Source organism: Nonomuraea sp. NPDC005692 (genome assembly GCF_040631115.1).
In the GTDB taxonomy this organism is placed as follows: Bacteria; Actinomycetota; Actinomycetes; order Streptosporangiales; family Streptosporangiaceae; genus Nonomuraea.
On sequence record NZ_JBEXYU010000007.1, the window covers coordinates 64,072 to 77,997 of the forward strand.

The 13,926-nt window shown below is 74.8% G+C and carries 5 protein-coding genes; 2 read left to right on the top strand and 3 right to left on the bottom strand.

Translation table 11 applies throughout. The features are described from left to right. Positions 1-10 precede the first annotated feature (10 nt). Positions 11-1,054: a hypothetical protein gene (locus ABZ459_RS17585; RefSeq protein ID WP_357971286.1), complete on the bottom strand. Its 1,044-nt coding sequence runs from the start codon at positions 1,052-1,054 to the stop codon at positions 11-13. 251 nt (positions 1,055-1,305) lie between these two features. On the opposite strand from ABZ459_RS17585, the gene gntD reads away from it, so the two are divergent. Continuing rightward, positions 1,306-2,334 (top strand): guanitoxin biosynthesis L-enduracididine beta-hydroxylase GntD, encoded by a 1,029-nt coding sequence (gene gntD, locus ABZ459_RS17590; protein WP_357971287.1) that lies wholly within the window; start codon positions 1,306-1,308, stop codon positions 2,332-2,334. Positions 2,335-2,352: 18 nt separating this feature from the next. Then, the gene (locus ABZ459_RS17595) at positions 2,353-11,946 is read left to right on the top strand and encodes an amino acid adenylation domain-containing protein (RefSeq protein ID WP_357971288.1); all 9,594 of its coding nucleotides are present in this window, start codon (positions 2,353-2,355) and stop codon (positions 11,944-11,946) included. A gap of 6 nt (positions 11,947-11,952) precedes the next feature. On the opposite strand, the gene ABZ459_RS17600 is transcribed toward ABZ459_RS17595, so the two are convergent. Next, positions 11,953-13,122, bottom strand: coding sequence for an MAB_1171c family putative transporter (locus tag ABZ459_RS17600; protein ID WP_357971289.1), 1,170 nt, complete (start codon positions 13,120-13,122; stop codon positions 11,953-11,955). Then, positions 13,115-13,657 carry a hypothetical protein gene (locus ABZ459_RS17605; RefSeq protein WP_357971290.1) on the bottom strand — a complete coding sequence of 181 codons (543 nt, stop codon included), beginning with the start codon at positions 13,655-13,657 and terminating at the stop codon, positions 13,115-13,117. Before ABZ459_RS17605 ends, ABZ459_RS17600 begins: the two co-directional genes overlap by 8 nt. Positions 13,658-13,926: the final 269 nt, after the last annotated feature.

Here is a 13,926-nt window from a genome sequence, read left to right on the forward strand (position 1 = left end):
TCCCGGAGCCTCAGCCGTCCCGGTCGTCGTTCCCGGCCCGCGCCCCCGGCCCGTCGCCGGGGTCGCGGGCCGGGGCGGTTCTGCGCAGGTGCCGGTTCGTCGTGCCGAGCACGGCCAGCACCAGCAGGTCAGCGACCAGCCCCGGCACCGCGGAGAACTGGTTCACGATGAACGCGAACACCTGGCCGAACAGGATGTCGACCAGGAGCGCGAGGTAGAGCGCCTGGAAGGCGGCCGCCCGGTTCCACCGTAACCGGGCCGCGCCCCACAGGCTGAGCAGCACCGTCACCGCCGCGGACGCCGCCAGGCCGATCACCGCTCCCCACTCCCGTTCCTGGCCGAGGGAGTCGTAGGAGCTCTCCAGGGCCAGCCCGGCCAGGGGCAGCGGGGCCCGTACGGCGAGGTAGACCACCGCGAGCACGACCACGACCGGCCGCCGGCACAACCGCTCCAGCCAGGCCAGGGCGGCGCGCACGGCGGGGAAGCGGGGCGGTTCGCTGGAGGGGACCATGCCGAGCAGCCGGACCGTGGCCGCGTCGAGCGGGTCGCCGGAGTCCTGGACCAGGCGGATCGCGCTGCGCCGCTGCTCGACCGTCAGCCCGGAGGTGACGCCGACGAGGGCGGCGTGCAGCGCGTTGGCGGTCCGCTCGGCGCCGGTGTAGCCGGTGCGGCCCTTGAGCCACTGGGCCAGCACGACGAGGACGGCGAAGACCAGGTAGATGATGCCGGCGGCGGGCCGGTAGAAGTAGTCGTTGCGCTCGGTGACGAACTTGCCGACCTCGTCGAGGAACGTGCCGAAACCGGCCCCGCCGAGCAGCGCGCCCCATGTCCTGGCCCGCTCGCCGAGGAAGGCGAGCGTGAGGCCGAGCCCGACCGCCATCAGCAGGCCGCCCCACAGGACGTGCGCGATGTGCAGGTCGCCGGTGCCGAGTTTCGGGTAGCCCGTGCTCGCCAGCCAGGTCCTGATCAGCAGCACCGCGCTGATCCCCGCGATGGCGAACACCTGCAGATGAGCCGCCGCACTGGTGATCCTTGCCAGTCGTGATCGGCGCACCGGGTCCTCCTCCGCTGTCAATGACGTCGTGGGAAGCGCCGACCAGGAGCCGGGTCGTCGGCGAATTTCACTTGCGCGGCGCTTCCGCCCGGGGGCCGACACCGGCGCGGGACGCTCGCTGATACCTTTTCGACGCTAGCACACCGGCTTCGTGACTGCCCTGTTTAGCTTGAGGCTCAAACACATTGAGCTCCGGCCCTCCGACGACCGAACCTTGACCGGACGGGTGTCGCCGAGGAAGGGAGCGAGTTGTGTCGACTTTCGAACTGCGGAAAGACGAGGCGACGGCGATCACGGAGCTGGCGGGCGAGCTCGCCCGGCAGCATCCGGGAGTCGAGTCCGCGCAATTCCAGAAAATCGGCCGGGTTTATGCCGACGAGCTGCCAAGACGCCTCCGCGCGGAGTTGCACGATTTCCGGCTGGCCGAGCCGTCGGGCCTGCTGGTGATCTCCGGGCTGCCGGTGGACGACGCCGCGCTCGGCCCCACTCCGCAGGACTGGAAATCGCGTCCCACGCCGTCGCCGACACTGTCGCTGGACATCGCGTTCTACCTGGTCATGAGCCTGTTGGGGGAGCCGATCGGCTGGGTGACGCAGCAGGACGGGCGTATCATGCACGACGTTTTCCCGATGCGCGGCTTCGAACGCGAGCAAATCGGCTGGAGCAGCGCGGAAACGCTGGTCTGGCACACCGAGGACGCCTTCCACCCGCTCCGCACGGATTATCTCGGGCTGTTCTGCCTGCGTAATCCCGACAAGGTGGAGACGACCTTCGCCGAGGTCGGTTCGATACATCTCGACGAGGCCACGGAAGCCTTGCTCCGGGAGCACCGATTTCTCATTCTGCCGGACGACTCGCACCGTCCGGAGAATCGTGCCCCGGATCGGGACGACGACCCGAGGGTGGCCGACCTGAAACGCCGCAGTTATCGCCAGGTCGAAAGCGCGCTGACCGATCCGAAGCCGCTGCCGGTGCTTTTCGGCGCCCCGGACGACCCGTATCTCTGCGTCGATCCGCACTATATGCAAGGAATACAGGGAGAGGCCGAGGAGAAAGCGCTCGCCACCCTCGCCGCGGCCGTGGACGCGGCCATGACCGGGATCGTGCTCGAACCCGGCGACATCTGCGTCATCGACAACTACAAGGCCGTGCACGGGCGCAAGCCCTTCCGCGCCCGGTTCGACGGGACGGACCGGTGGCTGCGCCGGCTGAACGTGGCCAGGGATCTTCGCAAGTCGCGCGAGTTCCGGCTGGACGCGCGGTCCCGCGTCATCTACTGAGGCTAGGAGCACCGGGTGATGGACAACTCGACACGTGACGTCCTCGATCTGTTCGCCGAGCGGGTCCGGCTGGCCCCCGGCGCGACCGCCGTCTCCTCGGCCGCGGGCTCGCTCGCCTACCGGGAGCTCGACGCGCGCGCGAACGGGTTCGCCCATCGCCTGCGCGGGCTCGGGGCGGGCCCTGACACGCTCGTCGCCGTCCACGCCGAGCGCGGCCCCGACCTGGTCGTGGCGCTGCTCGGCGTGCTCAAGGCGGGCGCCGCGTACCTGCCGCTGGATCCCGGCGTGCCGGCGAGCCGCCTCGCCGTCGTGATCGACGACGCGGACGCACCCGTCGTCGTCACCCAGCGGGCGCTGCGCGGGCGGCTGCCCGTGACGGCCGCGCGGGTGGTGTGCGTGGACGACGATCCCGCGCCGCTCGCCGACGCGCCGCCCGCTCCCCCGGGCCGTCCGGCGGACCTGGCGTACGCGATCTACACCTCCGGCTCCACCGGCCGCCCCAAGGGAGTGCTGGTCGAACGCCGGCAGCTCGCCGCCTACCTGGCCTGCTGCCTGCGGGACTACCCGGGGCTGGCGGGCACGGCGCTGCTGCACTCGTCGATCTCGTTCGACCTGTCGGTGACCACGTTGTGGGGGCCGCTCGTCGCGGGCGGGCGCGTCCACGCGGGGACGCTGGACGAGCCGGGCGGCGTCCGGCCGTCCTTCCTGAAGATCACCCCGAGCCACCTGCCGCTGCTGGAGGGCGGGTCGCCGGACGCCTGTCCGGAGCGCGGCGAGCTGGTGATCGGCGGCGAGGCGCTGCACGGCGACGCGCTCGCCCGCTGGCGCGCGGCCCGTCCGGGCGTGACGGTGGTCAACGAGTACGGCCCCACGGAGACGACGGTCGGCTGCGTGGCCTTCCGCCTCGAACCCGGCGACGGCACGCCCGGCGGCCCGGTGCCGATCGGCCGGCCGATGTCCGGGTCGCGGGCCTACGTCCTCGACGCCCGGCTGCGGCCCGTCCCGCCCGGCGAGCGGGGCGAGTTGTACGTCGCCGGCGCCGGGGTGGCCCGCGGGTACCGGGGCCGTCCCGGCGGCACCGCCGAACGGTTCGTCGCCGACCCGTACGGGACGGACGGCGAACGCATGTACCGCACCGGTGACGTGGTCCGCCTCCTGCCGGGCGGCGAGCTCGAATACCTCGGCCGGGCCGACGACCAGGTCAAGGTCGGCGGGCACCGGATCGAGCCCGGCGAGATCGAGGCCGCCCTGACCCGGCATCCGCGGGTGGCCGCCGCCGCGGTCGTCGCCGACGGCGACCGCCTGGTGGCCCACATCGTCCCCATCGCCCGGCCCACCGCCTCCTTGGAGGCACCGGCCGGCGTGTCCGTCAGGGAAGCGGCCGGGCCGTCGCCTGAGCAGTTGCGGGCCTTCCTCGCCCGGGACCTGCCCGAGTACCTGATCCCCTCGGTGTTCCAGCATCTCGACCGGCTCCCCCTCGCGGCCAGCGGCAAGGTGGACCGCGCCGCCCTGCCCGCCGCGGGCCCCCAGGGCGCCACCGGCTACACGCCGCCCGGCGGTCACGAGGAACGGGTGATCGCCGAGTTGTGGGCCGAGGTGCTGGGCCTGGACCGGGTGGGCGTGGCCGACGACTTCTTCGCCATCGGCGGCAACTCCCTGCTGGCCTTCCGCGTGGTGCCGCGCATCCGTGCCGCGCTCGGCACCAGCCTGTCCCCCCGGGCGATCTTCCGCGAACGCACGGTGGCCGCCCTGGCCGCCTCCCTGAAACCGGACGAGAACCGCGCCGGGGCGCACGCCGAGGGCGCGGACGTCGTCACCCCGCTCCCGCCCGGACGCGACGCGCCGCTCTCCTACGCCCAGCGGCGTTTCTGGTTCTTCCACGCGCACGACCCCGGCGGCACCGAGTACAACGTCCGGTTCGGCTACCGGCTGAGCGGGCCGTTCGACCCCGGGGCGCTGCGCACCGCGCTCGGCGAGCTCATCGCCCGGCACGAGCCGCTGCGCACGACGATCGAGGACGGCGGCCCCGATCCCGCGCGGGCCGAACCCGTACAGAAGGTGCATGCGGCCGTCGAGGTACCGCTGACCGTCACCGACGTCGCCGGCCTCCCCGGCGAGGAGCTGGACCGCATGGTGCGGCACGAGGTGACCCGGCCCTTCGACCTGGCCCGGGGCCCCGTGCTGCGCCTGGCCGTGCTGCGCCGGTCCGCCGAGGACCACCTGCTGGTGCTGAGCCTGCACCACTCGGTGATCGACGCCGTGTCCATGCGCATCCTGGCCGACGAACTGGGCCTGCTCTACGACGCCGCCCGCCACGGCCACCGGGCCGCCCTCGCGCCGCTGCCCGTCCGGTACGCCGACTACGCCGCCTGGCAGCGCGACCGCTGGACCGACGACAGCCTGGCGGACCAGCTCGACCACTGGCGTCGCCGGCTCGACGGGATCACCCCGCTCGACCTGCCCGCCGACCGGCCGCGCCCGGCCGTGCGCGGCTCGGCGGGGGCCGCGCACCGCTTCACCGTCCCGGCGGAGCTGGCCTCCGCGCTCGGGGACCTCGCCGCACGCGCCGGGGCGACGCCGTTCATGGTGCTGGTCGCGGCCTGCCAGGTGCTGCTGTCCAGGTACGCGGGCCAGCGGGACGTCTCGGTCGGCACCCCCGTCTCCGGACGCGACCTGCCCGAGCTCGAACCGCTCATCGGCTGCTTCGTCAACACCCTGGTGCTGCGCTCCACCGTGGACGAGCGCGCCACGTTCGCCGAGTTCCTGGGCGCGGTGCGGGAGACCGTGCTGAACGCCTTCGCCAACCGCGACGTGCCGTTCGACCGGCTGGTGCGCGAGCTGGACGCCGAGCGCGATCCCAGCAGGACGCCCCTGGTGCAGGCCATGGTGGCATTGCAGAACGCGCCGCCGAAGACGCCGCGCTTCGCCGGGGCGCGTACCGAGCCGTACCGGCTGCCGCACGTGTCCTCGATCTTCGACGTCACGCTGGAGTTCGTCGAGCGCGAGGACGGCGGCGCGCTCGACGCGATGATCGAGTACAGCACGGACCTGTTCGAGGCCGCGACCGCCGAGCGGATGGCCGCGCACCTGATCGCGCTGCTGGCAGCGGTGACCGCGGCCCCGGACCGCCCCCTGGCCCGCCTCCCCCTGCCCCCCGTTCCTGCTCCCGCGCCCGCCGACGCCGCCCTGACCGGACCCGCCCTGACCGGACCCGCGCTGACCGGACCCGCCGGTCCCGGTGCCGCTCGCGGCGGGACCGGCGGCGAGCGGGCCGAGCAGGCTGGGCGGGCTGGGCGGCCGGTGCATGTGCAGGTGAGTGAGTGGGCCCGGGTCGCACCCGACGCCGTCGCGCTGGAGTGGGACGGCGGCACCCGCACCTACGCCGACCTCGACCGGCGCGCCGACCGGCTGGCGCACCGGCTGCGCGGCCTCGGTGTGGGCCGGGGCGTGCCCGTGGTGGTGTGCATGGAACGCGGCCCGGACATGGTGACCGCCGCCCTCGGCGTGCTCAAGGCGGGCGGCGCGTACGTGCCGCTCGACCCCGGCATCCCGGCCGAGCGGCTGGCGTACGTGATGGCCGACACCGGCGCGCCGATCCTGCTGGCCGACGAGGACCACGAGGGGCTGCCGGTCGTACGCCCCGGCGACGCGGAGACGGGCCACGCCCCCTCCGACGCGGAGACGGGCGACCGTCCCGGCGCCGGGCCCGGGTGCGGGACGGAGCCGGGCGACCTGGCGTACATCATCTACACCTCCGGCTCCACGGGCCGTCCCAAGGGCGTCATGATCGAGCACCGCGGCCTGGCCGACCTGTGCGCCTGGCACGTGGCGGCGTTCGGGGTGGTGCCGCGCGACCGGGCGTCCCAGGTGGCCTCGCTCGGGTTCGACGCCGCCGTGTGGGAGGTCTGGCCCTACCTGTGCGCGGGGGCCCGCGTCGCCTTCCCCGGCCAGGACGCGCTGGACGACCCGGACGAGCTGGTGACCTGGTTCACCGCCATGGGCACCACGATCTGCTTCCTGCCGACGCCCCGGCTGGAGACCGTGCTCGACCTGCCCGCGATCGACGGGACGGCGCTGCGTACCGTCCTGACCGGCGGCGACGTGCTGCGCCGCCGGCCGCGGCCCGGCATCCCGTTCCGGCTGGTCAACAACTACGGCCCCACCGAGGCCACCGTCGTGGCCACCGCCGGGGACGTGAGCCGGGAGGGCGAGGGGCTGCCGCCGATCGGCCGCCCGCTGGCCGGCAGCGCCGGGTACGTCCTGGACGCCTACGCCAACCCGGTCCCGGAGGGCGTGCCCGGCGAGCTGTACCTGTCGGGGCCCGGCCTGGCCAGGGGCTACCTGAACCGGCCCGGCCGCACCGCCGAGCGCTTCGTCGCCGACCCGTTCGGCCCGCCGGGCGGACGGATGTACCGGACCGGGGACCTGGTCCGCCGGCTGCCCGGCGGCGAGCTGGAGTACCTGGGGCGGAGCGACGACCAGGTGAAGATCCGCGGCTTCCGGGTGGAGCCGGGCGAGATCGAGGCCGCCCTCCAGCGCCACCCCTCGGTGGGCGGCGCGGTCGTGCTGGCCTCCGCCGGACGCGACCGCCTCAACGGGTACGTCACCCCGGCGGGCGACGCCGAACCCGACCCCGCCGCGCTGCGCGCCTTCCTGGCCAGGTCGCTGCCCGACCACATGATCCCCGCGGTGATCATGGTGCTGCCCGCGTTCCCGCTGACCGAGCGGGGCAAGGTGGACCGGGCGGCGCTGCCCGAACCCGGCGCGCGGGCGGGGGCGGCGGCCTACGTCGCGCCCTCAGGGCCCGTGCAGCGGGAGCTGGCCGCGATCTGGGGCGAGGTGCTGGGCGTCGAGCGCGTGGGAGCCGAGGACTCCTTCTTCACGCTGGGCGGCGACTCGATCCTGGCCATCCAGGTCGTGTCCAGGGCGCAGCGCGCCGGGCTGCGGCTCACCGCGCGCGACCTGTTCCGGCGGCAGACCGTGGCGGCCCTGGCGCCGTACGTGCGGCGGGCCGAGCGGCCCGCGAACGCCACCGCCGAGGACGCCGCCGACGGCGGGCCCGCTCCGCTGACGCCGATCCAGCGTTTCCTGTTCGACCGGTTCACCGTGCCGGGGACGTTCCACCAGTACGTGGAGGCCGAGCTGGCGGAGGACGTGGACGTACGGGCGCTGGGCGTGGCGGTGTCGGCCCTGGTCACCCGGCACGCCGCGCTGCGCACCCGCTTCACGGGGCACGACGGCGGACGGTCCCAGCACGTCACGCCGCCACCGGCCGAGGACGTCCTGCGCCACGTCCGTCTCGACGGCGAGACCGGCGAAGGGGACGCGGCGGGCGCGGCGGCCCGCGGCGGCGACGCGCTGGACGTGATGGCGCGCGAGAGCGAGGCCGTGCAGCGTGGCATCGACGCCGAGCGCGGGCCCGTGTTCGCGGCGGTGCTGTTCACCGGCTCCGGCGCGCCGCGCCTGCTGCTCACCGCGCACCACCTCGTCGTGGACGGCGTGTCCTGGCGGGTGCTGCTCCAGGACCTGCACACCGCCTACGGGCAGGCCGTCCGCGGCGAGCCCGTCGACCTGGGCGCGGAGACCGCCTCCTTCGTGAGCTGGTCCCGGGCCCTGGCCGCGCACGCCGCCGCCGGCTCCTTCGACGGCGAGCTCCCCCACTGGACCCGGGCGGCCGGCGTCGCGGGCGGGGCGGACATCCCGCTGGACCGCGAGGGGGCGGGCCTCGTGGCGTCGGGACGGCGTACGACGGTGTCGCTGGACGAGGAGACCACCCGCGCCCTGCTGCGCGACGTCCCCGGCGTCTACCGTACGGAGGTCAACGAGGTGCTGCTGGCCGCGCTGGCCCGCACCCTGGGCGACTGGACCGGGCGTACGGACCTGCTGCTGGCCACTGAGGGCCACGGCCGGGAGGAGATCCTCCCCGGCACCGACCTGTCCCGCACGGTCGGCTGGTTCACCACCTACTTCCCGCTGGCCCTGCACCTGCCCGACGGCGGCGACGGAGGCGGCGGCTGGAGTGAGCTGCTGAAGAGCGTCAAGGAGCAGGTCAGGGCCGTCCCGGGCCGCGGCTTCGGGTACGGCGTGCTGCGTCACCTGCGCGGCACCGCGCCCGAGTGCCACCCCGGCGTCTGCTTCAACTACCTCGGCCGGTTCGACCCGCCTCTGGGCGACCTCTACCGGGACGTCGCGCCCATCGGCCTGTTCCAGGACCCCGGCGACGTCCGGCCGCACCTCCTGGACGTCGTCGCCGCGGTGCGCGCCGGCCGGCTGGAGGTGACCTGGGAGTACTCGGCCGACCTGCACGACGAGGCCACCGTCGCCCGGCTCGCGGACGGGTTCGCCGCGAACGTGACCCGGCTGGTACGCCACTGCGCAGAACCGGGCGCGGGCGGGCGCACCCCGTCGGACTTCCCGCTGGCGGGGCTGGACCAGGCGAGCCTGGACCGGCTGATCGGCGACGGAGGCGACGTGACCGACATCGCCGACGTCTACCCGCTCACCCCCGGCCAGGCCGGCATGCTCTACGAGTGCCTGGCGGCCGGCGACGACCTGTACGTGGCCCAGTTCGGGATGCTGCTCGACGGCGTCACCGACCCCGGGACGCTGGCGCGGGCGTGGCAGTCGGTCGTGGACCGGACGCCCGTGCTGCGCACGTCCCTGGCCTGGGACGGCCTGGACCACCCCGTGCAGATCGTGCACGGGCGGGCCCGGCTGCCGGTCGTCCGGCACGACTGGCGGCGCCTGCCCGAGGACGAACGGCGGGCCGCGCTGGCCGCCCTCCTCGCCGCGGACCGGGCCGCGGGCCTGGACCTGACGGCCGCGCCGCCGTCCAGGCTGGCGGTCATCCGGCTGGACGACGACACCGTGCGCGTCGTGTGGACCCTGCACCACATCCTGCTGGACGGCTGGAGCGTGCACCGGCTGCTGCGCGACGTCCTGGCCGCGTACGCCCGGCTCTCCGGAGAGGGCGACGGCGGCGCGCCCGAGCCGCGCCGCCCCTTCCGCGACTACGTGGAATGGCTGGCCGGCCGCGACCTCGCCGCGGACGAGACCTACTGGCGGCAGGCGCTGGCCGGGCTCACCGCCCCGACGCCGCTGCCCTACGACCGGCCGCCCGGCAGGCGACACCGTCCGAAGGCGGCCGGACGGGTCCGCGCCGCCCTGCCGCCCGATCTGACCCGGCGGCTGGCCGACCGGGCCGCGGCGGCCGGTCTGACGCTCAACACGGTGGTCCAGGGGGCGTGGTCGATCCTGCTGTCCCGGCACAGCGGCGAGCCGCGGGTGTGCTTCGGCGCCACGGTGTCGGGCCGCCCCGAGGAACTGGACGGCGCCGAGTCCATGATCGGCATCTTCATCCAGACGCTGCCCGTCCACGTCCACGTGGACGGCGCCCGCCCGCTGCTGCCCTGGCTGCGCGAGCTCCAGGAGTCGCAGGCGGGGGCGCGGGAGCACGAGGCGGCCTCGCTCACCCGGATCCGCGGGTGGAGCGACCTGCCGCCGGGGACGGCGTTGTTCGACAGCATCGTGGTCTTCGAGAACTACCCGATCGACTACTCCGCCCCCGGCCCGCGCCTGCGGGACGTGGACGCCGCCGAGGCGAACGGCTACCCGCTCGGCCTGGTCGTCTACCCGGGCGAGGAGCTGTCGTTCGTCCTGCTGCACGACGAGGAGCTGTTCGACGCCGCGACCGTGCGGCGGCTCGGCGAGGGCCTGTCGGCGCTGCTCGGGCAGCTCGCCGCGGACCCCGGCGGGACCGTCGGGTCGCTGAGCGCGGTGAGCACGCGGGAGCGGCGGCTGACGCTGACGGAGTGGAACGACACTGCGCGCGACCACCCGCGCCGGACGGTCTGCGAGCTGTTCGCCGAGCGGGCGCGGGAGCTGCCCGGCGCGGTGGCGGTGCGCGGCGGCGGCGCGGAGCTGACGTACGGCGAGCTCGACCGCCGGTCCGGGGAGCTGGCGGCGGTGCTGGCCGGGCTCGGCGTGCGCGCCGAGTCCAGGGTGGCGGTGTTGCAGGGACGCTCGCCGGACGCGCTGGTGTCGATGCTGGCCGTGCTCAGGGCGGGCGGCGCGTACGTGCCGCTGCACCCGTACTTCCCGGCCGGGCGCATGCGGTGGATCCTGCGGGACACGGGCGCGGTCGCGGTGCTGACCGACCGGTCGCTGGCCGGGCGCGCCGCGGACCTGGGCCTGCCCGCCGTCGAGGTGGACGGCGACCTGCCCGCCCCCGGCCCCGCCGCCCCGCTGTCCGCCGCCCTGCCGGGCTCGCTGGCGTACGTGATGTACACCTCGGGCTCGACCGGGTTGCCCAAGGGCGTCGCGGTCACCCACGAGAACGTGGTGAGCCTGGCCCTGGACCACCGCTGGCGCGGCGGCGGGCACGACCGGGTGTTGTTCCACTCGCCGCACGCCTTCGACGCGGCCACGTACGAGATGTGGGTGCCGCTGCTGGCGGGCGGCGAGGTGGTGGTCGCGCCCGGCGACCTGGACGCGCGGCGGCTGCGGGCGCTGGCGGCCGAGCACGGCGTCACGGGGATGTTCGTCACGTCGGCGCTGTTCAACCTGTTCGCCGAAGAGCTGCCCGAGTGTTTCGCCGGGCTGCGCGAGGTGTGGACGGGTGGCGAGGCGGCCTCGCCGCAGGCGCTCGCCCGGGTGATCGACCACTGCCCCGGGACCACGTTCCACAACGGGTACGGGCCCACCGAGACCACCACGTTCGCCACGACCCGGGAGATGACCCCTGAGATCGTACGGACGGGACGGGCGCCGATCGGCCGTCCCATGGACGACACCCGCGCCTACGTGCTGGACGCCGCCCTGGCGCCGGTGCCCGTCGGCGCGCCGGGCGAGCTGTACCTGGCGGGCGCCGGCCTGGCCAGGGGCTATCTCGGCAGGCCGGCGCTGACCGCCGAACGATTCGTGGCCGACCCGTTCGGCGGCGGCGGGCGGCTCTACCGCACCGGGGACCGGGTCCGCTGGACGGCCGGAGGCGATCTGGAGTTCCTCGGCCGGGTGGACGGCCAGGTGAAGATCCGGGGCTTCCGGATCGAGACGGGCGAGGTGGAGGCCGCGCTCCTGGCGCACCCCGGGATCGCCGAGGCCGTCGCCATGGCCAGGCAGGACGCCGCCGGACGCCGGACGCTGGCGGCGTACGTGGTGCCGGCGGCCGGCGGGCCCGCGCCCTCGCACGAGGAGCTGGCCGCGAGCCTGGGCGCGCGGCTGCCCGCGTACATGGTGCCCGCGGCGTTCGTGTCCCTGGACCGGCTGCCGCTGAACGCCAACGGCAAGGTGGACCGCGCCGCCCTGCCGGAGCCCGCCCCGCCACGGGAGAAGGCGGCATCGTACGTCGCGCCGCGCAACCCGACCGAGGAGGCGCTCGGCCGCATCTGGGAGCAGGTGCTCGGCCTGGACCGGGTGGGCGTGCACGACGACTTCTTCGCGCTGGGCGGCGACTCGATCACCAGCCTGCGGGTGACGTCGCGGGTGCGGCCGGCGTTCGGCGTGGAGCTGTCGCCGCGCGACCTCTTCCTGACGCCGACCGTCGCCGGGCTGTCGGAGGTGGTGCAGGACAGGATCCTGGACTCCCTGGAGGAGGCGGTCCACCGGTCGTGACGGGGCTCAGCGCGCGCCCAGCCGCCGGTAGGCGCGCGAGACGAGGCCGAGGAAGGCGGCGTCGCTGCTCAGGTCGACGCCGCCGGGCACGGCCGCCGGTCCGGCGCCGCCGTCGGGCGGCAGGCCGCGGGCGCGGGCGCGGATGGCCGCGTCCACCGCGGCGGCCTCGGCGAACGCCTCCAGCCGCTGCCCGCGCAGGCCGGACCGCGCGCCCTCCCGCCGGGCCGCGTCCGTCACGCGCGGGTCCAGGTACGGCTCCAGCGCGATCCGGCCGTCCCGGATCTCCACGAACCGCCGGTACAGCCGCAGGTCCAGGTCGCGGAAGGTGACCAGCTCGGTCAGGAAGGGGGCCGGGGCCAGCAGCGCGATGTCCGGGCTGGCCCGGTAGAGCGCCCGCCACAGGGGACGCAGCCGCAGGTGCAGCCGGAAGTCGCGGAACCAGCGCAGCCGCGCGGGCCACCACGACGGCAGGGCCAGGCCGAGCAGCACCGCGAGCGCGCCGAGCGGCACCAGCAGCATGTCCGCAGGCGCGCGCAGCAGGTCGGGGTAGTCGGCGCCGATCCGCCGGCAGGTGAAGTAGGCCGCCTTGTGCAGGTGGTAGAGCACGATCAGGGACGCGCCCACGGCGATCAGGCGCAGCCCCGCGCTCACCGCCCGGTTCTCCGTCTGGCGGGCCTCGCGCAGGGCGAACCAGGTGACGTGGCACAACACCGGCACGAGGTAGCACAGGAAGATGAGCCAGTATTCGAGCACGCCCGGCGTGTCCCCGTAGCGGACGGCGAAGCGCGGGCTGTTGACCGGCGTACGGGCCAGGGCGAAGGTCAGGCACATGCCGAGCAGCACGAGCGCCGGCCAGGCGGCCTCGCCCCACGTACGGCGGCGCGGCCCGTCCGGCGGCTGGCCGACCTGCCGCACGAACGTCTCGACCGACCAGGCGACGGCCAGCATGAACGCGTGGGACACCAGCCTGGCCAGGTTCGGCACGCCGGTCAGCCGCCAGACGGCGTCGTAGGCCCAGGGCGTGTTGACCGTCGTCGAGGCGGCGATCGCGGCCAGGATGCCGAACACCGCCCGCCCGGCCGGGTCCCGCCCCCAGGAGCGCACGGCGGCCAGCCGGTAAGCCGTCAGCGCGCAGGCCAGCACCGCGGGGCCGTTGAGCCGCAGCCAGTCACCCACGGCCGAGGCCGGACACCCCGCCGTGGAGCGCGTCGGCGGTCCCGGTGAGCACGGCGTCCACGCGCCGGACGTCCGACGCCCGCGGGCGCGCCTCCCGGCAGGCCCGCTGCCAGATGAGCGAGGCGAGCAGCTCGGCCTCCTGCTCCTCCTCCGACCCGTAGATCGAACGCCTGAGCACGCGGCGGACGAGGGCGGGGTTGAGGCTGGGGAACAACACGTGCCGCTGGGCCCTCGGGCCGGCCTCGGGGTAGTGGCCGCAGATCACGTGGCTCAGCTCGTGCAGGATGATGTGGTCCTGGTGCGGCGGCGTCGTGTCGGGCTTGTAGAAGATCAGGTCGGTCGCCTCGGTGGCCAGCCAGGCGCCCAGCATCTCGTCGTCGCCGGGCAGCTCCAGGAGCCGGATGGGCCGCCCCCGCTCGGCGGCGACCAGGTCGCAGAGCGTTCTGACGCGATAGGGCCGCGGCATGGGTAATCGGCGGGCGATCTCCGCGCAGCGACGCCGCATGAGCCTGAACTTCTTGCCGGCGGGAGTCATACCTCTCCAGGGCTAACAATTCAGCATCGACATCCGATCACGATCGTGTCGCATCCGCTTCGACCATGACAACGTCGTGCTTGCTCTGCCCCTTGGGCCGCCGGCCTAACCAGCTCCGCACCCGCTGCCCGTACCCGCCTCCGACCTGGTTCTTTAGCCGTCGGTTCAATGCTCTGGAGCGGCCGGGCGGCCGTTGACAACATCAGGAGGAGGCGGCGGGCGGCCTCGGACGACGCCCGCGAGGGCCGGGCCGCGCGCTTACCGCAGTT